Below are 24,303 nucleotides of genomic sequence, written 5' to 3' on the forward strand. Positions count from 1 at the left end.
GGGACCTCCCGGTCGTGGGGGCTGTGCGTCAGTGGCTGCTGCGGTTGAGCACCTTGTCGAGCGCGAAGTACGCGACCAGGGCGACGAGCGCGATGGCCACGCCGATCCAGAACACGGTCATGTTGACCGGCGAGAACATCAGCCCGACCCCGCCGACCACGAAGCCGACCAGACCGAGCACCACGGCCGTCCAGGCGGCCGGGGTGTTGCCGTGGCTCGAGTCAGACATCAAGGCTCCTAGGTGGTGGGTCCCGCTGGAGCCCCCAGTCTAGGGGGGAGGCGGTCGCCTCAGGTCGTCGGGTCGCGGCCCTGGTCGAGCGACTTCCACAGCTCGAGGTTGCTCGTGTCGGCCCCCGCCTCCGGCGCCGCGACGGCTGTGCCGGGGGCGTCGTACCGTCGTCCCATCTCGGGCCAGGACGGCGCCCAGCGCACGGCCAGCACCGCGGCGGCCAGCGCCGCCAGGGCCCCGACGCCGGTCAACCAGAGCGAGGCGGTGAACCCCACCGTGGGCTCGCCCTGACCCAGCACGGCCACGGCGTCGCGGACGTCCTGGCGCACTCCCTGCGCCCCGACGACGACGGTGGCGAGCACGCCGCCGGCGGCCGCCGCGGCGAGCAGCGCCAGCAGCCGACGCACCCGGCCGCGGGTCACCAGGAGCACGCCCCAGCAGGCGAGCGCGACCAGGGCCAGCGCGCCGGCGAGCGGGACCTCGCCGCTGCCGGCGACCACGGCGGACGAGCCGAGCGCGTCGACGGCCTGCGGCGGGGCGGCGTCGTCGGCCGACGCCCACGCCCGGCTGCCGCCGAACGCGGCCAGTCCGGAGCCGGCCAGGCCGAGCAGGAGCACCGGGCCGAACGTCCGCCGCGGGCTGCGGGCGGCGCCACGGGTCGCGGTGCGGGTCGACGAGCGGGTCACGGGGTCACCGGGCCCGTCCCCAGCGGGAGGAGGTCGGCGTCGAAGCACGTGTGGTCCCCGGTGTGGCAGGCCGCGCCGACCTGGTCCACGCGCAGCAGCAGCGTGTCGCCGTCGCAGTCGAGGCGGACCTCACGGACGTGCTGGACGTGACCGGAGGTGTCGCCCTTGACCCAGTACTCCTGGCGGGACCGGCTCCAGTAGGTCGCCCGGCCCGTGGTCAGGGTGCGCTGCAGGGCCTCCTCGTCCATCCAGCCCAGCATCAGCACCTCGCCGGTGTCGTGCTGCTGGACCACCGCGGGGAGCAGGCCGAGCGAGTCCGGGCCGGTGCGCTTGAGCCGGGACGCGAGGCCGGGGTCGAGGGAGGAGGTCACCGCTCCAGTATGGCCGCCCGGGGGGAGGGTGCCTCAGGCGCCGTGCTGGGCGGTCCAGGACGCGTGCAGCCGGGCGTACGGGGTGCCGGGCTGGGCCACGAGGGCGGCGTGCGGGCCGCGCTGGACGACCCGGCCGGCGTCGACGACCACCACCTCGTCGGCGTTCTCGGCGGTCGAGAGCCGGTGGGCGATGGTGATCGAGGTGCGCCCCGACATCAGCCGGTCGAGCGCGCGCCCGATCCGCATCTCGAGCGCGGGGTCGACGGCGCTGGTGGCCTCGTCGAGGACCAGCAGGTCGGGGTCGGCCAGGTGGGCACGGAGCAGGGCGACCAGCTGCCGCTCCCCCGCCGACATCGCCTCGCCGCGCTGGCCGACGCGGGTCTCCAGGCCCAGCGGCAGGGTGGCCAGCCAGTCGCCGAGGCCGAGCTCCTGGGCGCTGGCGGTGATCTCGGCGTCGGTGGCGCCGAGCCGGCCGTAGCGGACGTTCGCAGCCAGGGTGTCGTCGAACAGGAAGCCCTCCTGCGGGACCAGCACCACGCCGCTGCGCAGCGAGCGGGGCGCCACCTGGCGCAGGTCGACGCCGTCGAGCAGGACGCGTCCCTGGGTGGGGTCCATCAGGCGGGTGACCAGCTTCGCGATGGTCGACTTGCCCGAGCCGGTCTCGCCGACGACCGCCACCCGGCTGCCGGCGGTGATCGTCAGGTCGACGTCGCGGAGCACCGGCGGGCCCCCGGGGTAGGCGAAGGTGACGCCGTCGAGGCGGACCTCGATCGGGCCCCGCGGCAGGTCGACGCCGTCGGGGCCGGGGTCGACGAGGTCGGCGGGGGTGTCCAGGATGCCGATCACCCGTCGCCAGCCGGCGATGGCCAGCTGGGCGTCGGTGACGATCTGGGTGCCCATCTGGACCGGGCCGACGAACAGCGAGACGAGGAAGGCGAAGGCGAGCACGCGACCGGCGGTGAGGTCGCCGGCCAGGCCCAGCCAGATGCCGACCACGATGACGCCGGCGTTGGCCAGGCCGGCCGAGAGCCCACCGAGGGAGAAGGAGAAGGCGGTGAAGCCCTGGGCCCGCACGCTGGCGGCCTGGTGGGTGGCGATGGCCTCGTCGATGCGGGCCTGGGTGCGCTCCTGGACGGCGTAGGCCCGCACGACCTCGGCACCCACGACCGGCTCCGAGACGGCCGACAGCAGCACCCCGACCTGGCGGCGCACCACGCCGTAGGCCAGGGACAGCCGCCGCTGGAAGTAGCGCAGGGACAGGAACAGCGGCGCGAAGCAGACCCACACCACGATCGCCAGCGGCCAGGAGTAGAACGCCATCACGACCGTGGCGAGCAGGACCTGGCCGACGCTGACCACGAACAGCAGACCGCCGAAGACGAGGAACTGGCTGACCTGGTCGACGTCGCTGGTGACCCGCGAGACCAGGGCGCCACGGCGCTCGGTGTCCTGGGTCAGCAGCGGGAGGTCGTGGACGTGGCGGAACGCCTTGACCCGCAGCGTGGTCAGGCCCCGCTCGGAGGTGGTGAACAGCCGCCGCGTCATCGCGTACGACGCCCAGCCCGTCAGCACCACCGCGAGCCCGGCCAGCACCGCCATCAGCGTGGTGTACGCGACGTCGACGCCGCCGGGGGCGCCGAGGCCGCGGTCGAGGGTCTGCTGCACCGCGATCGGGACGACGACCTGCCCGGCCGAGGCCAGCACCGCCAGGGCGAAGGTGCCGCGCAGGCCGACCTTCAGCTCCGGCGAGTGGTGCAGCCCCCGCCGGATCGTCTCCATCGGGCGCATCTCCTCGCCGCTGACCATCACGCTCACGGGGCGCCCACCCCCTGCGCGGCGGGCTCGGCCCGGTCGTCCTCGTAGGCGTTGACCAGGGCGGCGTACGACGGGGAGCGGCGCAGCAGCGCGGCGTGCGGGCCGCGGTCGGCCACCACCCCGTCGTCGAGGTGCAGCACCTCGTCGGCCAGGGCGATGGTGGCCTTGCGGTAGGCGACGACCACCAGGGTGGTGGCCTCCGCCCCGCCGCCGGGGGCGGTGCCGTCGCGCAGGGCTCCGAGGATGCGGGCCTCGACCTCGGGGTCGACCGCGGAGGTGGCGTCGTCGAGGACGAGCAGCCGCGGCCGCCGCACCAGGGCGCGGGCCAGCGAGATCCGCTGCCGCTGCCCTCCCGACAGGCTGGTGCCGCGCTCGCCGAGGCGGGCGTCGAGCCCGTCGGGCAGCGCGGACACGAAGCCGTCGGCCTGGGCGGTGCGCAGCGCGGCCCAGACGGCGTCGTCGTCGACGTCGAGACCGAGGGTGACGTTGCCGCGCACGGTGTCGTCGAAGAGGAACGCCGACTGCGGCACGACGGCGATGGTGCGGGCCAGCTCGCCCGGCGCGAGGTCGCGGAGGTCGACGCCGTCGACGCGGACGGCGCCCGCACGCGGGTCGACCAGGCGCGTCAGCAGGCTGGTCAGCGTGCTCTTGCCGGACGCGGTCGCGCCGACCAGGGCCACCGAGCGGCCGGGCTCGACGGTGAAGTCGACCCCGCGCAGCAGGGGGCGGTCGGCGTGGTGGTGGTGGACGAGGTCGTCCACCTCGAGGCGCACCCCGGCGCCTGCGGCGGAGGCCGGGACCACCGCGTCGCCGTAGGACATCTCGCCGGTGGCGTCCAGGACCGCGCGGACCCGCTCGTAGCCCACGACGCTGCGCGGGAACTCCCCCAGCACCCAGCCCAGCGAGCGGATCGGGAAGGACACGATGGTCAGCAGGTAGGCCACCGTCACCACGTCACCGGCGGCCGTGGCCCCGGACAGCACCCGGGAGACGCCGACGGTCAGCACGACCAGGACGCCGAGGCTGGGCAGCGCGGCCAGGACCGGGTCGAAGCCGGCCCGGATCCGGCCGACGCGGATGTTGGTCTCCCGCAGCTCGCGGGCCTTGGCCTCGAAGCGGGCGGTCTCCTCGCCCTCGCGGCCCAGGGTCTTGACGACCATGGCGCCGTCGAAGGACTCGTGCGCGACCTCGGAGAGCTCGGCGCGCAGCCGCTGGGCCTGGGTGGCCCAGCCCTGCGCGCGGCGCTGGTAGACGACGTTGACGAGCAGGACGGCGGGGAAGACCAGGATGCCGACCACCGCGAGCACGAGGTCGGCCAGCAGCATCTGCACGACGGCGATCGCCATCATCGCCAGCGTCCCGACGGCCATCGGCAGCGGCGCGATCGGTGACCAGGCGGCCTCGACGTCGGCGTTGGCGTTGGAGAGCAGCTGGCCGGTGGGGTGCCGCTGGTGCCACTCGAGCGGCAGCCGGAGGTACTGACGGGTGACCGCGCGGCGGGTCCGCGCCTGCATCCGGTACTGCATGATGCCCGCACCCAGCCGCCGGGCGACGATGCCGACGGCCCGCAGGATCGCCACCCCGACGAAGAGCGCCAGCACCGCCCACAGCATCGCGGTGTCGGTCTCGCCGGTGCGGAAGGCCGGCAGCACGACCTCGTCCGTGGCCCATCCCAGCACCCACGCGTCGGCCACGGTCAGCGCCCCGAACAGCACGCTGCCGAGGGTGGAGAGGGTGAAGATCCAGGGCTCGCGACGGATCGCCACCCCGACCACCTTCAGGCCCGCGGTGGTCGATCCGCGTCCCTCCGGGGCAGTCGTGCTCACGCTCGTCAACCTACGTCGGGGCGCCGACACCCCGGCGTACCGGGGCCGGACGCCGCACGCCCCCGACGACCTCGCGGTCGACGGGGGCGTGGCTGGTCCGGTCGGGGGATCCGGCTCAGCTCGGGGGCACCGGGGTGCCGTTGAGGACGAACGGGCCGCCGACGTTGTAGAACTCCGGACCCTCCGGGGCGGTGTTGCCCTCGACGGTGAGGCCGGTGGCGGTGATGCTGCCGGTGTCGCTGTTCCACAGCCCGCCGCCCTGCGCCGCCGCGTCGTTGCCGGTGACGGTGCCGCCGGTCCAGAGCACGGTGGCTCCGGCGGTGACGTGCAGCCCGCCACCGTTGCCGGGGTTGGCGCCGGTGTCGTTGTTCGTCGTGTCGACGTTCGTCAGGGTGACCTGACCGACGTTGGTCTCGATGCCGCCACCGGCGCGGACGGCGCTGTTGCCGTCGAGCGTGGTGCCGGACATGGTCAGGGTGCCGTTGACGTTGAGCACGCCACCACCGGAGCCGGCGGCGCCGTCGGCGGTGTTGTCGTCGATCGTGGAGCCGTCGACGGTCAGCTGGCCGCCGTCGTTGTAGAGGCCACCGCCGCCGGCGTTCGCCTCGGCGCCGCTGGCGGTGTTCCCGACGATCTCGGTCGCGGTCACCGAGAGGGTGCCGGTCGCGGAGTTCCACAGACCGCCGCCCTCGTTGCTGGCGGTGTTGCCGGTCACGCTGCTGTTCTCCACCGCGACGGTGCCGGCGCCGGTCAGGTGCAGGCCGCCGCCGTTGCCCGGCGTGGACCCCGTGCTGTTGCCGTCGAGCAGCGACTGGGAGACCGTGGTGTCACCGATGTCGGCCTCGATCCCGCCGCCGGCCCGGACGGCCGTGTTGTCGGTGATGTCGGTCTGGGTGACCTCGAGGGTCCCCCCGTCGGTCAGGATGCCGCCGCCCGAGCCGTTGGTACCGTTCGCGACGTTGCGGTCGATGTCGGAGCGGGTCACCTGCAGGGTCCCGCCGTTGTTGAACAGCGCGCCGCCGCCGTTGTCGGCCTCGTCACCCTCGGCGACGTTCTCGGTGAAGACGCTGCCGCGCACCTCCATGGTGGCGCCCGCGCTGTTCCACAGGCCCCCGCCCTCGGAGGAGGCGGTGTTGCCGGACACCCTGGACCGGAGCACCCGGACCTCGGAGGTGGCGGCCGTCGCGTGCAGGGCGCCGCCGTTGCCGGGAGCGGACCCGGTGGAGTTGCCGACAAGCTCGGACCTCCACACCTCGACCACGCCGTCGGCGACCTCGATCGCCCCGCCGGCGCGGGGCGCGGTGTTGCCGACCAGCTCGGAGTTCTCGACGCGGACGTCGCCGGCGCCCACCGCCAGCAGGGCGCCGCCGGACCCGGCCGCGCCGGTCGCCTCGTTGTTCATCATCCGCGAGTCGCTGACCGTCAGCGTGCCGCCGTCGTTGTAGACGGCCCCGCCACCGTTGGTGGCCTCGGCGCCGGCCGCGGTGTTCCCGCCGAGCTCGGTGCCGGTGACGGTGAAGTCGCCGGTCGCGGAGTTCCACAGCCCGCCGCCCTCGGCCGAGGCGGTGTTGTTCTTCACCCAGGAGCCCGTGACGGTGACCTCACCGGCGCCGGTGAGGTGCAGCGCACCGCCGTTGCCGGGGGTGGCGCCGGTGTTGTTGAAGTTCATCCGCGTACCGAGCACCACGGTGGTGCCGAGGTTGGCCTCGACGGCCCCTCCGGCGCGGGTGGCGGTGTTGCGCAGCAGCCGCGACCGGGCGACGGTCAGCAGGCCCTGGTCGTTGACGATCGCGCCACCCGAGGCGCCCTCGCCGCTCGCGGTGCTGTCGAGCACCTGCGAGCCACGGACGGTGACGTCGCCGCCGGTGCTGCGGATCGCGCCGCCGCTCTCGGTCTCCGGCGCCTGGCCGTTGCGGAGCACGACGCCACGCAGCCGGAGGGTGACGCCGTCGCGCACGTCGAAGATGCGGTCGACCTGGTTGGCGTCGATCGCGTTGCCGCGGCCGCGGACCACCAGGTCGTCGGTCAGGTCGAGGTCCCCGCGCAGCGCGCCGCCGCGGGTCGGCCGGTCGGGGCCGAAGCCGATCGAGCTCGCGAGCCGGATGGTGGCCGTCCCCTCGACACGGTTGGCCTTGAGGACCGCGCGGCGCAGCTGGCGCTCGTTGCGGACGACGGTCGTCCCGCCTGCCTGCGGGGCGGCGGCCGCGGCGGCCGCGGTGGCCGTCGTCGCGGTGGCGCCGGTGGCGGGCGCGGCCGAGGCCGTCCCGGGCAGGACCGTCAGGCCGGCCAGGGCCAGGGCCCCCACCGCCGAGGCTGCCAGCGAGGGGACCTTGCGGTTCCGGGGTGAGCTCATCGAGGGTCTCTCTTCCGTCTCGTCGTGCAGGTTCGTTGCTCCGCAGCCGTTGCCACGGCCACCGCTGGCCCCATGCGCCCTCGGTGGACGGGGGTGGATACGGCGCCGCCCCCGGTGACGTTCACCACCCTCGGGACCCCGGTCGCAGTCGGTCCGGACCACCCGGCGGTCGACCCATCCGTTCGGCCCCCCGCGCCGAACCTCCTTGACGGCCCCGTCCCGGGCCGGCACGCGCAGGCACCGGTGAACGCCACGTCCGCGGGCCACGTACCCAGGACGACGGGCGACGCGACGAGGGCCGGAGGCCGACGTGGACGAGGTGGACGACCGGCACGACGCCGGCTCCCCGGGAGCCCAGGGAGCCCAGGGCGCCCTGGACTGCCCCGTGACGGCCGGGTTCGACAGCGAGGAGGCCGTGCACGCGGCCTACCTGCTGCACGGGGCCGAGATCTACCGGTTCCTGCTGCGCGGCCTCGGGGACCCGGGCGCCGCCCAGGACGTCACCCAGGAGACCTTCCTCAAGGCCTGGCGCGCCGGGCACCGCTACGACCCGACCCTGGCGTCGCTGCGGGTCTGGCTCTTCGGCATCGCCCGGAACGCGATGATCGACCACGCCCGCGCCTCGCAGGCACGGCCCTGGCAGCAGCGGCTGGTCGACCCGCCGACCGCCCAGGAGAGCGCGCGCACCGTGGCCGACCCGTCCGAGGAGATGGTGGGCCAGTGGCTGGTCGAGGAGGCGCTGCGGCGGATCTCCGAGCACCACCGGGTCGCGATCGTGCGCACCCACCTGGAGGAGCGGCCCTACGACGAGGTGTCCGCCGAGCTGGGGATCCCGGTCGGCACCCTGCGCAGTCGTGTGTTCTACGGATTGAAGGCGCTGCGGTCGGCCATGGACGAGATGGGGGTGGTCCCGTGACCTCCCGTGAGGAGCACCAGACGCTGCGGGAGATGCTGGGGTCCCTGGCGCTCGGACACCTGACCGCGGCCGAGGCCGACCGGGTCCAGGCGCACCTCGACGGCTGCGCGGAGTGCCGCGCGGAGCTGGCCGAGGTGGCCTCGGTCGTGCCCCTGCTGGACCGCGTCGACCCGGTCACCTTCGCCTCCCCCGCGTCCCCGCCGGCCGACCTGGGCGCACGGATCCGGGCCGCGGTCGCCGCCGAGCCGCCGCGGACCGACGACCTCGCACACCGGCGCACCTCCCGGCACGCCCGCCCCGGGCGTACCCGCTCCCGGCTCGTCGTGGCCGCCGCGGCCGTCCTGGTGGTCGGCGTGGGCATCGGGGGCGTGGTCGGTCGTGCCACCGCGCCGCCGGAGCCGGCGGCGGCCCCGGGGCCGTACGAGCCGATCACGCTCGAGGAGGTCGGCGACGTGGACCTCGTCGTCGACGAGGCCGGGCTGGTCCCGCACACCTGGGGCGTCGAGCTGGCGATGGACGGGGCGGGCTTCACCGAGGGCGCGGTCTACCGCGCGAAGTTCCGCGACGAGCAGGGCCGGCTGCAGCCGGCCGGGCGGTTCCTCGGCACCGGCGCCGCGGAGATGAGCTGCAGCCTGCAGTCCGGGGTGCTGCGCGAGGACGTCCAGGAGGTCGTCGTGGTCGACGAGCAGGGGCGGACGGTGCTGCGCTCCGCGCTGTGAGGATCTGGTAGACCTCAGCCATGCGCCTGCTGCGGACCTCCGACACCCTGGCCCGGCGCGAGCGCCGTGCGCTGTGCGACACCGCGATCCTGGTCGGCTCGGACGCGCCGACCCTGTGCGGCGGGTGGACGGCGCGGGACCTCGTGGTCCACCTGCTGGTCCGGGAGCGGCACCCGCTCGGTGCGCTCGGGATCGTCGTCGGCCCGCTGGCCGGCCTCACCGAGCGGGCGACGCAGCGGGAGGGCCGCGCGGACTTCCCCGTCCTGGTGGAGCGGGTGCGCTCGCCGTGGCCGGTCCCGTTCGGGCTGGCACCGCTGGACGCGCTGGCCAACACCGCCGAGATGTTCGTGCACCACGAGGACCTCCGCCGCGGCTCGAGGGGCTGGGCGCCGCGGGCCCTCCCGCGCGCCGACGAGGACGTGCTGTGGCGGGTCCTGACCATGGCGGGCCGCTCCCTGGTGCGGCCGGCGGGCGTACCGGTCCGCGTCGAGCGTGCCGACGCCGCCGGGTCGGCCACCCTGGCCACCGGGTCCGGCGACCCGGCCGTGCTGACCGGCCGCCCGAGCGAGCTGCTGCTCTTCGTCTACGGCCGCAGCCAGGTCCGCGACGTGCAGGTCGAGGGGCCGGACGAGGCCGTCGCCGCGCTCCGGGCCGCCGACCTCGGGCTCTGAGGGGCGGGCTCGGCCGGCGGGCCGGACCGGGCGGGCTGACCGGCGGCCGGCGCGCCGGCGACCGACAGGCCCGCTGTCACGCTGTGTTACTTCCTCTGGTGCGGCGTCACGTCGCCGCGGAGGATGATGTAACACAGCGTGACAGCAGAGGTGGCGTGGGCGGGCCGGCCGGGTGGGTCAGACCGGCGGCGCGGTCGCGGTCTCGCGTCGTACGGGGTGGCCCGCGGCGGCCAGCGAGTCCTTGACCTCACCGACCCGCATGGTGCCGAAGTGGAAGACCGTGGCCGCCAGCACCGCGTCGGCCCCGGCGTCGACCGCGGGGGGGAAGTGCTCCAGCCGGCCCGCACCGCCCGAGGCGATCACCGGGACGGTCACCGCCCGGCGCACCGCGGCGATGAGGTCGAGGTCGAAGCCGTCCTGGGTGCCGTCGGCGTCCATCGCGTTGAGCAGGATCTCCCCCGCCCCGAGCTCGCAGGCCCGCGCGGCCCACTCCACGGCGTCGAGGCCGGCGGACTTCCTCCCGCCGTGGGTGGTGACCTCGAAGCCGGAGCCGCCGGAGCCCGCCCCGCCCGCTCCGTCCACCGTCCGGCGGGCGTCGACGGAGAGCACGAGCACCTGGTTGCCGTAGCGGTCCGCGATCTCGGCGACCAGCTCCGGGCGGTGGATCGCGGCGGTGTTCACCGCGATCTTGTCGGCGCCCGCGCGCAGCAGCCGGTCGACGTCGGCGACCGAGGAGATGCCTCCGCCGACGGTCAGCGGGATGAAGACCTGCTCGGCGGTCGCCGAGACGATCTCCATCGTCGTCGCCCGACCCTCGTGGGAGGCGGAGATGTCGAGGAAGGTCAGCTCGTCGGCGCCCTCGGCGTCGTAGGTGCGGGCCAGCTCGACGGGATCGCCGGCGTCCCGCAGCTCGAGGAAGTTGATCCCCTTCACCACCCGGCCCCCGTCGACGTCGAGGCACGGGATGACGCGCACGGCGAGGCTCATGCGCCCGAGCCCGCCCGGTCGGGCCAGGTGAGCGCGAGGGCGTCCTCGAGGGTGAAGCGACCCTCGTAGAGCGCGGTGCCGACGATGGCGCCCTCGACGCCGTCACCGACCAGGCCCGTCAGGGCCTCGAGGTCGGCCAGCTCGGTGATCCCGCCCGACGCCACGACCGGGCGGTCGGTGGCGGCGCAGACCTCGCGGAGGAGGTCGAGGTTGGGGCCCTGGAGCATCCCGTCCTTGTTGACGTCGGTGACCACGTAGCGCGCACAGCCCTCGCCGTCGAGGCGGGCGAGCACGTCGTAGAGGTCCCCGCCTTCACGCGTCCAGCCGCGGGCGGCCAGCGTCCGGCCGCGCACGTCGAGGCCGACGGCGACCCGGTCGCCGTACGTCGCGATCGCCCGGGCGCACCACTCGGGCTGCTCGAGCGCGGCGGTGCCGATGTTGACCCGACGGCAGCCCGCGGCCATCGCCGCCTCGAGCGAGGCGTCGTCGCGGATCCCGCCGCTCATCTCGACGGCGATGTCGAGCTCACCGACGATCCGGGCCTGCAGCTCGCGGTTGTGGCCCCGGCCGAAGGCGGCGTCCAGGTCGACGAGGTGGATCCACTCCGCCCCGGCCTCCTGCCAGCGCAGCGCGGCCTCGACCGGGTCGCCGAACCTCTTCTCGGAGCCGGCCACGCCCTGTACCAGCTGGACGGCCTGGCCGCCGGCGATGTCGACGGCGGGCAGCAGCTCGAGGCGTCGGGCGGGGGTCTGGCTCATGCGTGCTCCTGGGTCGGGGTCTGCGGTCGTACGGGCGGGGGTGCGGGTGGGCTGCTCGGCCGGCGGCTCAGAGCGCGCGGACCCAGTTGCGCAGCAGCGCGGCGCCCGCGTCGCCGGACTTCTCGGGGTGGAACTGGGTCGCCGCGAGCGGCCCGTTCTCGACGGCGGCGACGAACCGGTCCCCGCCGTGCTCGGCCCAGTGCACCAGGGGTGCGCGGGTGCGGCCGTCGGTGCGCAGCGTCCAGTCGCGCACGCCGTAGGAGTGCACGAAGTAGAAGTGCTGGTCCTCCAGGCCCTCGAACAGGGTCGTCGCGGTCTGCGGGGACTGCTCGACCTCGACGGTGTTCCAGCCCATGTGGGGCACCACGGGGGCCTGCAGCCGCTCGACCACGCCGGGCCACTCGTCGCAGCCCTCGGTCTCGACGCCGTGCTCGATGCCGCGCTCGAACAGCACCTGCATCCCGACGCAGATCCCCAGCACTGGCCGCCCGCCGGCCAGCCGGCGACCGATGGCGCGCTCGCCCTTGATCGCGCGGATGCCGGCCATGCAGGCGGCGAACGCGCCGACCCCGGGCACCACGAGGCCGTCGGCCTCCTGCGCGGTCGCCAGGTCGGCGGTGAGCGTCACCGAGGCGCCGGCCCGCTCCATCGCGCGCACCGCGGAGCGGAGGTTGCCCGAGCCGTAGTCGAGCACCACCACCTCCGGGCGCCCGCCGGAGTCGGTGGCGCCGGTGGCGCTCAGAGCGCGCCCTTGGTCGAGGGCACGCCGCTCTCGCGGGGGTCGATCGCGACGGCGTCTCGGAAGGCCCGGGCGAAGGCCTTGAACTGGGTCTCCACCAGGTGGTGGGGCTCGCGGCCGGCGAGCACGCGCACGTGCAGCGCGAGGTGGCCGTGGAAGGCGATCGTCTCGAAGACGTGCTGGGTCAGCGAGCCGAGGTAGGCCACGCCCCCTCCCCCGCCGCCGAGCGAGACGTACTGCTGGCCCTCGGGCTCGCCGGTGTGCACGCAGTACGGGCGCCCGGACACGTCGACGACGGCCTGCACGAGGGCCTCGTCGAGCGGCACGGTGGCGTCGCCGAAGCGGCGGATCCCGCGCTTGTCGCCGAGCGCCTCGCGCAGCGCCTGGCCGAGCACGATCGCGGTGTCCTCGACGGTGTGGTGGGCGTCGATGTGGGTGTCGCCCTCGCTGTGCACCGTCAGGTCGACCAGGGCGTGCCGGGCGAAGGAGATCAGCATGTGGTCGTAGAAGCCGACCCCCGTACGGACGTCGTGGCGCCCGGAACCGTCGAGGTCGACCTCGACGAGCACCTTGGACTCGCTGGTCTGGCGCTCGAGGCGCGCGGTCCTGCTCATGCCGGGACTCCTTGGTCGGTGGTGCTGGTGGTCGGGCCGGCCGGGCGGTCGGCGAGACGGTCGAGGGAGGTCAGCAGGGCGTCGCGGAAGGCCACCATCTCCTCGGGGGTGCCGATGGACACGCGCAGCCAGCCGTCGGGGCCGGTCTCGCGGATCAGCACGCCCTGGTCGACGAGGTCCTGCCACAGGGCGTGCCGGTCGGCGAAGGTGCCGAAGAGCACGAAGTTGGCGTCGCTGTCGGCCACCGTGAGCCCCTGCTCGCGCAGCCAGCCGACGCACGCGTCGCGCTCGCGACGCAGGTCGTCGACCCGGCCCAGGAGCTCGGGGGCGTGGCGCAGCGCGGCCAGCGCGACGGCCTGCGTGACCGCGGAGAGGTGGTACGGCAGCCGGACCACCCGGATCGCGTCGCAGATCGCCGGGTCGGCCGCGAGGTAGCCCACCCGGCCGCCGGCCAGCGCGAACGCCTTGCTCATCGTGCGGGTGACCACGAGGTTGCGGTGCTCGGGCAGCAGCTCGAGCGCGCTGGGCGTGCCCTCGCGGCGGAACTCGGTGTAGGCCTCGTCGACCACGACCAGCCCGTCCCCGGCGGCCTCGCACAGCATCCCCACGGCCTCCGGCGGTAGGGCGGTGCCGGTGGGGTTGTTCGGGCTGGGCAGCAGCACCACCGAGGGCCGCTCGCGCTCGACGGTCTCCCGGGCGCGGTCCAGGTCGAGGCTGAAGTCCTCGGCCCGGTGGCCCTGGACCCAGTCCGTCGAGGTGTCGCGGGCGTACTCGGGGTACATCGAGTAGGTCGGGGCGAAGCTGAGCGCGCGGCGTCCCGGGCCGCCGAAGGCCTGGAGGAGCTGCAGCATCACCTCGTTGGACCCGTTGGCCGCCCACACCTGCTCCACGCCGATCTCGAACCCGCGGGTGGGCACGGTGTCGCGCGAGAGGTAGGCCGCCAGGGCGGTGCGCAGCGCGACGTGCTCGCGGTCGGGGTAGCGGTTGAGGGTGGTCGTGGCCTCGCGGACCGCGGCCGCGACGTCGTCGGCACACGCCGCGGAGGGCCCGTACGGGTTCTCGTTGGTGTTGAGCGCGACCGGCACGTCGAGCTGCGGCGCGCCGTACGGCTCGATCCCGCGGAGCTCCTCGCGGATCGGGGGGAACGTCACCGGGCCCCTACCGGTCGAAACGGACGCGGACGGCCGCGCCGTGGCCGGGCAGGTCCTCGGCCTCGGCGAGGGTGACCACGTGGTCGGCCACCTCGGCCAGGGCGTCGCGGGAGTAGTCCACGACGTGCACGGAGCGGGTGAAGGCCCGCACCGAGAGCCCCGAGGAGTGGCACGCGCAGCCGCCGGTGGGCAGCACGTGGTTGGAGCCGGCGCAGTAGTCGCCGAGGGAGACCGGCGCGTGGGGCCCGACGAAGATCGCGCCGGCGTTGGTGACCCGCGCGGCCCACCCGGCGGCGTCCTCGGTCTGGATCTCGAGGTGCTCGGCGGCGTGGGCGTCGACGACGGCCAGGCCCTGCTCGAGGTCGTCGACGAGCACGACCGCCGACTGCACGCCGGTCAGCGCGGTCCGCACCCGCTCGACGTGGCGGGTGGCGAAGACCTGCTTGTCCAGCTCGAGCTCGACCTCGTCGGCCAGGCGCTCCGAGGGCGTCACCAGCACGGCGGAGGCCAGCGGGTCGTGCTCGGCCTGGCTGACCAGGTCCGCGGCGACGTAGGCGGCGTCGGCGGTGTCGTCGGCCAGGATGCCGATCTCGGTGGGGCCGGCCTCGGAGTCGATGCCGACCAGGCCCTTGAGGAGTCGCTTGGCGGTGACGGTGTAGATGTTGCCGGGCCCGGTGACGAAGTCGACCCGGGCGCAGGGGCCGGTGCCGTAGGCGAACATCGCGATCGCCTGGGCGCCCCCGACGGTGTAGACCTCGTCGACGCCGAGCAGGGCGCACGCGGCCAGGATCGTGGGGTGCACGCTCCCGCCGAACTCCTTCTGCGGCGGGGAGGCCAGGGCGATCGACCGCACGCCGGCGACCTGGGCCGGCACGACGTTCATCAGCACGCTCGAGACCAGGGGGGCGATGCCCCCGGGCACGTAGAGCCCGACCCGGTTCATCGGCACCTTGCGATGGGTGACCCGGGCGCCGGGACCGAGGTCGGTGACCGCGTCGGTCTCGAGCTCGGCCTCGCAGGTCAGCCGCAGACGCCGGATCGACTCCTCGAGGCCGGCGCGGATCGCGGGGTCCAGGTCGTCCAGGGCGGCCTGCGCCGCACCGGCCGGGACCCGGATGTCGTCGGGCCGGACCCCGTCGAAGCGCTCGCAGTAGTCGAGCACCGCCTCCAGGCCACCGGTGCGCACGCCCTCGCAGATCGCATGCACCGCGGGCACGGCGGCCTCGACGTCGAAGTCGGCGCGCGGCACGGCGGTCCGGTAGTCGAACGGCTCGCCGGACGCGCGGCCCGTGGCGGCGCTGCGCAGGTCGATGCGGCGGATCATGGGCCCGAGTCTACGGTCGTCGGCCCCCACCCGCCGCACCGGCGGTGGGGGCCGGACGGCGCAGCAGTGCGGGCAGGTAGGCCGCACCGGGTGGGTCGGCCCCGGCCGCCCGGTCCCCCGGGTTGGCCACGCCGCACCGGGCCAGCGACAGGCACCCGCACCCGATGCAGGAGTCGAGGTCGTCGCGGAGCCGCTCCAGGGCCTCGATCTGCTCCTCGAGACGGCCGCGCCACGACGCGCTGATGCGTCCCCAGTCCGCGGCGGTTGGGGTGCGCCCGGACGGCAGCCGTCCGAGCTCGGCGCGCACCTCCTCCAGGGACAGGCCCACGTGGGTGGCGGCCCGGACGAACGCCAGCCTCCGCAGGACGCTGCGCCGGTAGCGGCGCTGCCCGCCTGCCGTCCGGGTGGCCTCCACCAGGCCCTGGGCCTCGTAGTAGCGCAGCGCGGAGGCGGCGTACCCGCTGCGTCGGCACACCTCGCCCACGGTGAGCTCGTCCCGCCCGTCCACCGGACCTCCTCCTTGACCTCAAGTCGACTTCAACTTACACGATGGGCCGCTCCTCCCCACCGACCCAGGAGCCCTCATGACGGCACCCGCCGCACCCGCCACACCCACCGCCGCACCGACCCCGCCGGTCGCCGTCGTCACCGGCGGCAGCGCCGGCCTCGGCCGCGCCCTCGTCACCGCCCTCGCGGCACAGGGCTGGACCGTGGTCACCGACGGCCGGGACCCCGCCGCCCTGGCCCCGCTCGCCGAGCTCCCTGGAGTACGCCCGCTGGCGGGTGACGTCGCCGACCCCGCGCACCGCGAGCGCCTGGCCGCGGCCGTCGCCGGAGCCGGGCGCCTGGACCTGCTCGCGCACAACGCCAGCACCCTCGGGCCCCTGCCGCTGCGGCGCCTGCGCGACCTCGCCCCGCCCGACCTCGACGCCGTGTGGGCGGTGAACGCCGCGGCGCCCCACGCCCTGACCCGGCTGCTGGTGGACCACCTGCGCGACAGCGGGGGCGTGCTGCTCTCCCTGTCATCGGACGTGGTGAGCGGGCACCACCCCACCTGGGGCGGGTACGCCGCCACCAAGGCCGCCCTCGACCACCTGACGCTGACCTGGGGAGCCGAGGAGTCCGTCGCGGCCTACGCCGTCGACCCCGGGGACATGCGGACCCGGATGCATCAGGACGCCTTCCCCGGCGAGGACGTCAGCGACCGACCCGACCCCGCCACGGTCGTCCCCCGGCTGCTCGCCCTGCTGTCGCACCGACCTCCCAGCGGGCGCTACCGCGCGGACGACCTGCCGGCACCGGCCAGCGAGCCGGTGGCCCGGTGAGCCGCCTCGACGTGAGACCGACGACGCGCTTCCCGGTCTCCGCCGCCGCCACCGCCCCCGCGCCGGTGGAGCACCGCGGGGGCGTGCGGGACCTCGTACGGCTCCTCGTGGCCACGCCGGGTGGCGTCACCCACGCCCGCTTCCGCGACCTGCCCGACCACCTCGACCCCGGAGACCTGCTGGTGGTCAACGACTCCGCGACCACCGCCGCCGAGGCCGACGCCGTGCTGGTCGGACGCGGCCCGGTCGTGCTGCACGTCGCCGCGGGACGCACCCCCGCCGAGCCGCTGGTCGAGCTGCGCACCGCACCCGACGCCGCCCGCCCCGTCCTGGACGCGGCCGCCGGCGACGTCGTCCGTGCCGGGGGCGTCGGCCTGGTCCTGGTGGCCCCGAGCGACGGCCGACCGCCGGCGGACGGAGCGACACGGCTCTGGCGCGCCCGGGTCGAGGGCGACCTGGTCGCCCACCTGCGCGAGCACGGACGACCGGTGGCCTACGGCTACCTCGACCGCGGCTACGCGCTGGACGACTACCAGACCGTCTTCGCCTCGCGTCCCGGCAGCGCCGAGATGCCCTCGGCCGGTCGGCCGTTCACCTCCGACCTGGTCCTCCGGCTCCTCCTGCGCGGCGTCGCCGTCGCCCCGGTCACCCTGCACACCGGCCTGTCCTCCCAGGAGGCCGGCGAGGGCCCGGCCCCCGAGTGGTTCTCCGTACCGGCCACGACGGCACGGCTGGTCGCCGCCACCCGGTCCGGGGGCGGGCGCGTCGTCGCCGTCGGCACGACGGTCACCCGGGCGCTGGAGTCGTCCACCGACCTGTACGGGCGCGTGGTCGCGGCGCAGGGGTGGACGCACCGTGTTGTCACCCCGGCCGACCCGCCCCGCGTCGTCGACGGCCTGGTCACCGGCTGGCACGACCCCCTGGCCTCCCACCTGCTGCTGGTCGAGGCGGTGGCCGGCGCGGCGCTGGCGCAGGAGGCGTACGACGCCGCCACCGCCGCGGGGTACCTCTGGCACGAGTTCGGCGACAGCGCCCTGCTCCTGCCGCACCGTGAGGGTGGCCGGCACGGGTAGGTTCGGCGCGTGTCCCCCACGCTGCCGATGTTCCCGCTGGGCTCGGTGATCTACCCGGGCCTCCAGGTCCCCCTCACCGTCTTCGAGGACCGCTACCGCGCCCTGGTGCACCACCTGCTGCGGGTCGAGGACCCCACCGAGCGGTTCTTCGGGTCGGTGGCCATCCGCGAGGGGTACGAGGTCGGCGACCACGGCGCGCAGTCGCTCTACCGGGTCGGCTGCCGGGTGCGCCTCACCGACGTCGAGGCGCACCCCGACGGCACCTTCGACGTGGTCGCGGTCGGCGTCGACCGGTTCGAGCTGCAGCACCTCGACACGACCGGCGAGTTCCCCGTCGGCCACGTCGTCGACCGGCCGGAGGGCACCGCCCCGGTGGCCGACGAGCAGCTGGTGCGTGCACGCGCGATCTTCACCGCCTACCGCGAGGCCCTCTCGCAGATCCGCAGCGACCCGTACGAGGGCACGCTCCCCCGTGACGCGACCTACCTGTCGTGGACCCTGGCCGCCTGCGCCCCGCTGCCCCTCTCGGAGCGGCAGGCGCTGCTCGAGGCCGAGGACACCGCAGCACGGCTGACCATGGTCACCGACCTGCTCCGCGCGGAGCTGCGGGCGATGAACGTGATCCCCTCATTGCCGGCCACCGACGTGGCCCGCACCCGCTGGTCGCCCAACTAGGCCCGTGGCGCGCAGGCGGGGCGGGGGCACCCCGGCGACCGTCGTGCTCGACGCCGCGGGGTCGAGCACACGCTGCACCCCTACGAGCACGACCCCCGCGCCGCCTCCTACGGGCTCGAGGCCGCGGACGCGCTCGGGCTGGACCCCGCCGTCGTGCTGAAGACGCTCGTCGCCGAGACCGACGGGGTGCTTGTCGTCGCGGTCGTCCCGGTGACCGGCGAGCTCGACCTGAAGGCGCTCGCCCGGGCGGTCGGCGCCTCCCGGGCCCGGATGGCCGACCCGGTCGCCGCCGAGCGCAGCTCGGGGTACGTCCGCGGCGGGATCTCGCCGCTCGGCCAGCGCCGCCGCCTTCGGACCGTCGTCGACGCCTCCGCGCTCGACCACGACCGCGTCTACGTCTCGGCGGGTCGCCGCGGCCTGGACGTGGGCCTCGCCCCGGCGGACCTGGTCCGGCTCACCGGCGCGACGGTGGCCCCCGTCGGCCGCTGACGCGCGAAGCGGCCCCGGTGGTCGAGGAGCGAGCGCAGCGAGCGTCTCGAGACCTCCCGAAACTGTTACTGAACGTTTGATCGAATGTAGCCGTCTAGGTCGTGCAGAACCGCCTCTGAACTGTGGAAACGGCCCAGGGCTGTCGGTGGCGAGTGCTTGGATTGATCCATGGCCACGACCAAGGACACCAGCGGGCACCCCGTCCCGTGCAGTGTCCGCGCCCTCGCGGCGAGCCTGACGGCGTTGGCGGAGCGGCCGCTGTTCGCGTTGGACGCCGCCACCACCCGGCAGACGATCGTGGCCCTGTCCGAGCTGAAGTCGCGCCTCGCGGCCTACGAGTACGCCGTCCTCGCCCACGCCGAAGAGGTCGCCGTCGGCTCCGACACCGGGTGCACCTCGGCCGGCGTCTGGGCCGCGAACGCCACTCGGTCCCGCAAGAACGTCACCGCCGCCCAGGTGAAGCTGGCCACCGCCCTGGAGTCCCGGTGGCATCGTGTGCGGGACGCGTTGGCCACTGGTGTGATGAACGCCGACCAGGTCCGGGTCGTGGTCAACGCACTTGAGGACCTCCCCGACGACCTCGACGCAGCCCTCCTGGTCCAGGCCGAGGAGGCACTGGTCGCCTACGCCGTCGAGTTCGCTCCCACCGAGCTCAAGCAGCTCGGCGCGCACATCCTGACCCTGATCGCACCGCAGGTCGGCGAGGAGATCGACCGCAAGAGGCTCGAGGAAGCCGAGGCCAAGGCCGCCCAGAAGCGCAGGTTCACACTGTCCTTCGACGGGCACGGATCAGCCCACGGCCGGTTCACCATCCCTGAGACCCAGGGGAAGATGCTGCAGAAGCTCCTCCACGGGTTCGCTGCCCCTGGCCACGTCAACTGCACCCCCGCCAGCGACGACCCCGAGGGTGGGAAGCGGGAGTGGGTCAAGGGCCGCCCGTCGGCGCAGAAGCTGGGTGAGGCGTTCTGCGAGCTCATCGAGAACTACCCCCGCACGAGCGCACCGAAGGTCGGCGGGACGTCCGCGACGGTCGTGGTCGCGACGTTCCTCAAGGATCTCCAGGACGGCCTCGGGACCGCCACCCTGGACACCGGTGGGGAGATGACGGTCGCGCAGCTGCGGCGTCTGGCGTGCGAGGCCGAGATCATCCCGGTCGTCCTCGGCGGCGACGGGGAGATCCTCGACCTCGGCGACGGCAAGCGGTTGTTCTCCACCCCGCAACGGATCGCGATCGCGCTGCGTGACACGACGTGCACCGCCAGAGGCTGTGACTGGCCCGCCTACCTGTGCCATTTCCATCACGACACCTGGGTCTCCAAGGGCGGCAAGACCGATCTCCAGGACCCGACAAGTCATTAAACAACCCTCTCATTCTTCCAATGTCGATCGAGACAACTTGACGGGCCAACAACTACGATCGGCCCCGGAAGTGACTGTGAGCGATCTTGGGGGCGTCTTGAAATCAGTAGTGGCCGAGTCGGCGCCGGATGCACCCGCGACAGAGGGCGCCTCTGTCGTTGTCAAAGAGCCAGCCGTCCCGGGCAAGGCGTTCGCGGCGAGGCAGGGACTAGTTATGTTGCGAACTGACTGCAACGACTTACGAGGAACTGAGGAGATCCTCGGCAACCTCTGCGATGCACTAAAATTGGATAGTCGAGTAAAGGACTTCGACCGCCCGCCTCATCGTGCACACGCTTCGCAGAGGTCGGATAAGTACCCCCGGGTTCGCTCGGATTCCCAGGCTGAAGAGGCCCTGTATGGCAGCGACCACTTTCATTCCGTGAACTTCTCCGATCCAATCTATTTTCAAGTAGCCGTCTCTAGGCAGGCTCAGAAGGAATTCAGTGGAGAAACTGACTTCCCGTCTGGAAATTACTACGTAGCCTGGGATGGTGTTTTCCTGCTTGTAATGTGGGAGCAGCAGTCCGATAAGCGAGTGTCCAGGGCAGCCGGTCGCGTAGTAGCAGAAATTCTCACCGAGGCTGCTGAGAAGTGCGCAGCCGACGTCTACGTTCAAGCATGTAGTCCTGGCTGCCAGAATCTGTTCACCCACACAGATGCACTCCATGTGAAGTCCAGCGATCAGCACCGAACCACCGGTCACGGCTTGCTAGTTGTCGATCACGATGAACTGCAGTCCATCGATGACGAGCTTGCTTCGTGGTACCGCCGTGCTCACTACTACTTCTGGCTCTTTGCTGAGTACAAGAATAATGCGCGCCGAATTCGGGACCTGTCCTCCATAACAAACAGCAGGCTTTCGTCAATGCTGGCAATGCGCCAGAAGCATCACTCAATTCCTGTCCTGAAATGGCGGGAGCAAATGCGACGGCGGCTCGCCATGCGTGGTTGGAGGAAAAAGAGCCGGAAGGCGATGGGGGACGTTTGGCTGTCAGTTGCGGCAATCGAGGTGATGCGGCAAAGTTGGGACGAGGATAGGCGGCGTTTTAAAGATCGCATCCGAGATAACCCCATTGAGCCCCTGTTTCAGTATGATTACTCCGATGATGAAGCGGCCATCGATGCCATCGATTCGACATTGGCGCGCGAGGCTCTCGCTGACGCATCATCTCGGTTCGACACGCGGGTGATTGCGGTAGTCACTGCTGCCTCGGGCGTGTCGGCACTCGTTGGGGCTATTGCCGGAGGCCTCGTCGGCGCCGCTTGACTTGAAGTAGCAACGTAACTCGGGTGACCTCAGTTCGCCTCCGAGGTGGGTGGCGGCCCGGGTGGGTGGGGGCGGCTCTCGGGTCGCAGGGGCCCCGGGCGCGCGACGAAGGAGCGCGGTTGGGGGTGCGTGCCGCCCTGCCCGGGCCGCCAGCCGCCGGTCTGCAGTTTCGGACGGCCTCGTGACACGGCAGGCTGGCTGTGGTTATGGTCTGGTCGTCCGAAGGCATGCGGGAGAGCCGCAATGGGGTGAGCGACCGGGGATTTTCGCCCCCGGCGTCGCACGGGTCAGCCAGCAGCAGGCCCGTGATTACGGCGAGTGGTGCAGCTGGACGGGACTTCCTAGTCCCTCCACGCCTTCGGAGCTCTCAATGCCGCATGGTTCTTCTGATTTCTCGTTCCTGACCCGTCCCGACGCTGGGTGGGTGCTGAACCTGTACCCGACCGCCGGTGAGGCTGGCGGGTCGTTCGTTCCCTCGTACCGTCCGGCGTCGGCCTGGGTGCCGCCCGGGGCTGCTGCTGATCCGGACAGGTCCCGTGTCGAGGCCGGGCGCAGGGCGAAGAAGAAGCTCCGCACCTACTGCGCCCACAGCCGTCTGAACCGTCTCGGGACGCTGACCTATCGCGGGTCGGGGTGTCACGATCCGGCGCAACTCCGCTTGGACGTCGCTGAGTTCTTCCGCAAGCTCCGCGCGAGCCTGGGTGGTGACCCGCTGCCGTATGTGTGGGTGCCGGAGTGGCACAAGAGCGGCCACGGGCTGCACGTGCACTTCGCGGTCGGCCAGTTCGTCCCACGCTCGATGATCAACGAGGCCTGGGGTCGCGGATTCGTCCATATCAAGCGTCTCTCAGACCTCTCGGTCGGCACGACGACCTGGCAGGAGGCCCGGGTCGCTGCCGGGTACCTGTCGAAGTACGTGACGAAGACGTTCGGGTCCGATTCAGCCGAGCGGCTGCTGGGGCTGCACCGCTACGAGGTGGCGCAGGGGTTCCAGCCTCCGGTGATCCGGCTGAGTGGGCGCACGTCGTACGAGGCGCTGGCTAAGGCCGTGGAGATCATGGGTTTCGCGCCGTCGGTGTCGTGGTCCTCGGATGAGGCTGAGGAGTGGAAGGCTCCGCCGGCGGTCTGGTTCGCGTGGGGCTGAGCCAAGTCCCACCGGAGCTGTTGGCGTCCTGGGTGGCTGCGTCCTGTGCTGCGCAGGGGGTGCCGGTGAAGGTCACCGATCCCACAGTGCTGCGGCGGGTCGGGGTCCTGCTGGGTTCCGGGCCGGTGGAGGGACGGGGGCGCAAGCGGAGCGGCACCCGCCCCTCCACCGGGGCGGTCCCAGCTAGCTCAGTGTCGCCACTGCACGCTGATCCGGTGGGGGTCGACGGCACGGGCGCCGGGTTGCCCGGGGCCGATCGTGAGGCGGTCGACCAGGGCGGCGACGATCGCGTTCTGCCGTCCGAGGTTGAGGGTGTCCCACGTTCGGCGTAGCTCGGCGCCGTCGCCGACAATCCCGGTCAGGGCGCTGGTGCGGGTGACGGCGGCTAGCTGACGTTGGGTGGCCTCGAGTCGCTGGGTGATGGGCTTCTTGGCGGTCATCCATTCCCGCATGGAGATGTCGCGGTTGGCGTAGGCCAGGGCCAGGTCCTCTAGCTGCTGGGTGTCCGCGTCCAGGGCGGTAGTGAGTTCCTGGGTACGGGCATCGGCGCTGGATCGTCCGGCGAGGGTGTCGGCCAGCTCGGGGGTGTCGAGGCGGTACAGCACGAAGTTCGCAATCAAGTCCTCGACGGGGGCTGCGGCGATGGTGAGTTTCCCGCAGCCCCCGTGGTCGGGACCAGAGGAACAGACGTAGCGTCGCGTGGTCTTGCCGCGCTCGGTCCTGGCGCTGGAGAACAGGGTGTTGCCGCACTTGCCGCACCGCAGCATCCCGGACAGCAGGTAGCGCTGGGGCACCCGTCTGCCGCTGGTCTTCTTGGCCGCAAACTTGGCCAGGATGCGGCGGTGGTCCTCGTCAGTAATGAGGGGTTCCCACACGGCGCGTCCGACGACGGTCCCTCGGTGGGCGCGTAGACCGACATAGCGGGGGTTGATCAACATCCCCTTGATCGTGGTGGTGGTCCACGTCTTGCCGGTCACGGTGGGGATGCCCTGGTCGTTGAGCCAGTTTGCGAGCGACCGGGTCGATTCCCCGGCCAGGAACCGCGCCACGAGCTGCCGGTACACCCCGGCCTCGGTCTCTCGGATGCCGATCTTGTCGTCCTCGTAGCCAAACGGGCGGGCTCCGCCGTGGGGCCGTCCCTGGGCTGCGACTTCCTCGACCTTGCGGCGTACCCGGCGGCTGATGTTGGCCGACTCCTTCGCAGCGAACGCGCCCAGGATGCGTGTCTGTAACAGACCGTCGTCGGTGAGCATGTTGGCCTCACCCGTCACGAACTGGACGTGGGCGACACCTGCTGCCTGGATCGCGTCATGGAACGTCTCTAGCTCGCTGGGGCGTCTGGTGAGGCGGTCGAGGTTGTAGACGACCACGGCGTCGAGGAGCCCGTCGGCCAGGTCGGTCATCATCCGGGCGTACTCGGGGCGGTGCTTGCCGGAGTAGGCCGACAGGTCGTTGTCGACGTACTCCCCACCGATGCCCCAACCCAGGGCTTCGGCTTTCTTGCGGCAGTCTGTGAGCTGCCGCTCGACCCCGGCATGGGTCGCTCCGGGGTCGCTGGAGATCCGGGCGTAGATCGCTGCCGCGCGAGGGGTCGTCACGAGGGGTCACATTAGCGACGTAACAGCGACGGACGCCTGCTCTGTCCCCACCACCACGCCCGGGCCCACGACCCCGCCTACGAGATGACCATCAATCCCGACAACAAGGTCACCTTCCACCGCAGGACATAGGCCGACCCGTTCGGCGGGCCGGGGTCTCGTGACGCTCGCT

The 24,303-nt window shown here is 73.1% G+C and carries 24 protein-coding genes; 10 read left to right on the forward strand and 14 right to left on the reverse strand.

Annotation, left to right across the window (positions count from 1 at the left end; genetic code table 11):
• Positions 1 to 28: 28 nt before the first annotated feature.
• The 6 genes from ENKNEFLB_RS15750 to ENKNEFLB_RS15775 form a co-directional block, all read right to left on the reverse strand.
• Positions 29 to 229: an HGxxPAAW family protein gene (locus tag ENKNEFLB_RS15750; RefSeq protein WP_214056263.1), complete on the reverse strand. Its 201-nt coding sequence runs from the start codon at positions 227 to 229 to the stop codon at positions 29 to 31.
• A gap of 59 nt (positions 230 to 288) precedes the next feature.
• Positions 289 to 915: a Trp biosynthesis-associated membrane protein gene (locus ENKNEFLB_RS15755; RefSeq protein ID WP_214056264.1), complete on the reverse strand. Its 627-nt coding sequence runs from the start codon at positions 913 to 915 to the stop codon at positions 289 to 291.
• A complete protein-coding gene (gene hisI / locus ENKNEFLB_RS15760; RefSeq protein WP_214056265.1) occupies positions 912 to 1,286 on the reverse strand; it encodes a phosphoribosyl-AMP cyclohydrolase in 375 nt (124 codons plus the stop codon). Before hisI ends, ENKNEFLB_RS15755 begins: the two co-directional genes overlap by 4 nt.
• A 33-nt stretch (positions 1,287 to 1,319) precedes the next feature.
• Positions 1,320 to 3,092 carry an ABC transporter ATP-binding protein gene (locus tag ENKNEFLB_RS15765; protein WP_214059520.1) on the reverse strand — a complete coding sequence of 591 codons (1,773 nt, stop codon included), beginning with the start codon at positions 3,090 to 3,092 and terminating at the stop codon, positions 1,320 to 1,322.
• 5 nt (positions 3,093 to 3,097) lie between these two features.
• Entirely contained in the window at positions 3,098 to 4,927 is a 1,830-nt protein-coding gene (locus tag ENKNEFLB_RS15770; protein WP_214056266.1) for an ABC transporter ATP-binding protein, read from the reverse strand.
• A gap of 115 nt (positions 4,928 to 5,042) precedes the next feature.
• Positions 5,043 to 7,280 carry a beta strand repeat-containing protein gene (locus tag ENKNEFLB_RS15775; RefSeq protein WP_214056267.1) on the reverse strand — a complete coding sequence of 746 codons (2,238 nt, stop codon included), beginning with the start codon at positions 7,278 to 7,280 and terminating at the stop codon, positions 5,043 to 5,045.
• A gap of 310 nt (positions 7,281 to 7,590) precedes the next feature.
• Between ENKNEFLB_RS15775 and ENKNEFLB_RS15780 the strand changes: the two genes are divergently transcribed.
• Genes ENKNEFLB_RS15780 through ENKNEFLB_RS15790 form a run of 3 tightly spaced genes read left to right on the forward strand, consistent with a single transcriptional unit; the run spans position 7,591 to position 9,586 of the window.
• Positions 7,591 to 8,196 carry a sigma-70 family RNA polymerase sigma factor gene (locus ENKNEFLB_RS15780; RefSeq protein WP_246535591.1) on the forward strand — a complete coding sequence of 202 codons (606 nt, stop codon included), beginning with the start codon at positions 7,591 to 7,593 and terminating at the stop codon, positions 8,194 to 8,196.
• On the forward strand, positions 8,193 to 8,915 hold the full coding sequence (locus tag ENKNEFLB_RS15785; protein WP_214056268.1) for a zf-HC2 domain-containing protein: 723 nt from the start codon (positions 8,193 to 8,195) through the stop codon (positions 8,913 to 8,915). The genes ENKNEFLB_RS15780 and ENKNEFLB_RS15785 overlap by 4 nt, the downstream gene beginning before the upstream one ends.
• 20 nt (positions 8,916 to 8,935) lie before the next feature.
• Positions 8,936 to 9,586: a TIGR03085 family metal-binding protein gene (locus ENKNEFLB_RS15790; RefSeq protein ID WP_214056269.1), complete on the forward strand. Its 651-nt coding sequence runs from the start codon at positions 8,936 to 8,938 to the stop codon at positions 9,584 to 9,586.
• Between the two features lie 177 nt (positions 9,587 to 9,763).
• Here ENKNEFLB_RS15790 and hisF read toward each other — a convergent pair whose 3' ends face one another.
• The 7 genes from hisF to soxR all read right to left on the reverse strand — a co-directional run bounded on the left by hisF (position 9,764) and on the right by soxR (position 15,667).
• Positions 9,764 to 10,573, reverse strand: a complete 810-nt coding sequence (hisF, locus tag ENKNEFLB_RS15795; protein ID WP_214056270.1) for an imidazole glycerol phosphate synthase subunit HisF — start codon at positions 10,571 to 10,573, stop codon at positions 9,764 to 9,766.
• Positions 10,570 to 11,331 carry a bifunctional 1-(5-phosphoribosyl)-5-((5-phosphoribosylamino)methylideneamino)imidazole-4-carboxamide isomerase/phosphoribosylanthranilate isomerase PriA gene (gene priA, locus ENKNEFLB_RS15800; protein WP_214056271.1) on the reverse strand — a complete coding sequence of 254 codons (762 nt, stop codon included), beginning with the start codon at positions 11,329 to 11,331 and terminating at the stop codon, positions 10,570 to 10,572. Before priA ends, hisF begins: the two co-directional genes overlap by 4 nt.
• 67 nt (positions 11,332 to 11,398) lie before the next feature.
• On the reverse strand, positions 11,399 to 12,031 hold the full coding sequence (hisH, locus tag ENKNEFLB_RS15805) for an imidazole glycerol phosphate synthase subunit HisH (protein ID WP_214056272.1): 633 nt from the start codon (positions 12,029 to 12,031) through the stop codon (positions 11,399 to 11,401).
• A gap of 38 nt (positions 12,032 to 12,069) precedes the next feature.
• Entirely contained in the window at positions 12,070 to 12,684 is a 615-nt protein-coding gene (hisB, locus tag ENKNEFLB_RS15810; protein WP_160008087.1) for an imidazoleglycerol-phosphate dehydratase HisB, read from the reverse strand.
• On the reverse strand, positions 12,681 to 13,835 hold the full coding sequence (locus ENKNEFLB_RS15815; protein ID WP_214056273.1) for a histidinol-phosphate transaminase: 1,155 nt from the start codon (positions 13,833 to 13,835) through the stop codon (positions 12,681 to 12,683). The genes hisB and ENKNEFLB_RS15815 overlap by 4 nt, the downstream gene beginning before the upstream one ends.
• 7 nt (positions 13,836 to 13,842) lie before the next feature.
• Positions 13,843 to 15,159 carry a histidinol dehydrogenase gene (gene hisD, locus ENKNEFLB_RS15820; protein ID WP_214056274.1) on the reverse strand — a complete coding sequence of 439 codons (1,317 nt, stop codon included), beginning with the start codon at positions 15,157 to 15,159 and terminating at the stop codon, positions 13,843 to 13,845.
• Between the two features lie 10 nt (positions 15,160 to 15,169).
• Positions 15,170 to 15,667, reverse strand: coding sequence for a redox-sensitive transcriptional activator SoxR (gene soxR / locus ENKNEFLB_RS15825; RefSeq protein ID WP_214056275.1), 498 nt, complete (start codon positions 15,665 to 15,667; stop codon positions 15,170 to 15,172).
• Between the two features lie 76 nt (positions 15,668 to 15,743).
• On the opposite strand from soxR, the gene ENKNEFLB_RS15830 reads away from it, so the two are divergent.
• The 7 genes from ENKNEFLB_RS15830 (at position 15,744) to ENKNEFLB_RS15860 (ending at position 22,533) form a co-directional block, all read left to right on the forward strand.
• Positions 15,744 to 16,484 carry an SDR family NAD(P)-dependent oxidoreductase gene (locus ENKNEFLB_RS15830; protein ID WP_214056276.1) on the forward strand — a complete coding sequence of 247 codons (741 nt, stop codon included), beginning with the start codon at positions 15,744 to 15,746 and terminating at the stop codon, positions 16,482 to 16,484.
• Between the two features lie 11 nt (positions 16,485 to 16,495).
• The gene (locus ENKNEFLB_RS15835) at positions 16,496 to 17,557 is read left to right on the forward strand and encodes an S-adenosylmethionine:tRNA ribosyltransferase-isomerase (protein ID WP_214056277.1); all 1,062 of its coding nucleotides are present in this window, start codon (positions 16,496 to 16,498) and stop codon (positions 17,555 to 17,557) included.
• Between the two features lie 9 nt (positions 17,558 to 17,566).
• Entirely contained in the window at positions 17,567 to 18,232 is a 666-nt protein-coding gene (locus ENKNEFLB_RS15840) for an LON peptidase substrate-binding domain-containing protein (RefSeq protein ID WP_214056278.1), read from the forward strand.
• Between the two features lie 72 nt (positions 18,233 to 18,304).
• Positions 18,305 to 18,721 carry a Cys-tRNA(Pro) deacylase gene (gene ybaK / locus ENKNEFLB_RS15845; protein ID WP_214059522.1) on the forward strand — a complete coding sequence of 139 codons (417 nt, stop codon included), beginning with the start codon at positions 18,305 to 18,307 and terminating at the stop codon, positions 18,719 to 18,721.
• Positions 18,722 to 18,889: 168 nt separating this feature from the next.
• A complete protein-coding gene (locus ENKNEFLB_RS15850) occupies positions 18,890 to 20,080 on the forward strand; it encodes a DUF222 domain-containing protein (RefSeq protein WP_214056279.1) in 1,191 nt (396 codons plus the stop codon).
• A 421-nt stretch (positions 20,081 to 20,501) separates the two neighbouring features.
• The gene (locus ENKNEFLB_RS15855) at positions 20,502 to 21,389 is read left to right on the forward strand and encodes a hypothetical protein (protein WP_214056280.1); all 888 of its coding nucleotides are present in this window, start codon (positions 20,502 to 20,504) and stop codon (positions 21,387 to 21,389) included.
• A 424-nt stretch (positions 21,390 to 21,813) separates the two neighbouring features.
• Complete coding sequence (locus ENKNEFLB_RS15860) at positions 21,814 to 22,533, forward strand: rolling circle replication-associated protein (protein WP_214056281.1); 720 nt, start codon at positions 21,814 to 21,816, stop codon at positions 22,531 to 22,533.
• A gap of 188 nt (positions 22,534 to 22,721) precedes the next feature.
• Here ENKNEFLB_RS15860 and ENKNEFLB_RS15865 read toward each other — a convergent pair whose 3' ends face one another.
• Positions 22,722 to 24,131: a recombinase family protein gene (locus tag ENKNEFLB_RS15865; protein ID WP_214056282.1), complete on the reverse strand. Its 1,410-nt coding sequence runs from the start codon at positions 24,129 to 24,131 to the stop codon at positions 22,722 to 22,724.
• Positions 24,132 to 24,303 lie beyond the last annotated feature (172 nt).

Source organism: Nocardioides aquaticus (assembly GCF_018459925.1).
GTDB lineage: Bacteria > Actinomycetota > Actinomycetes > Propionibacteriales > Nocardioidaceae > Nocardioides > Nocardioides aquaticus.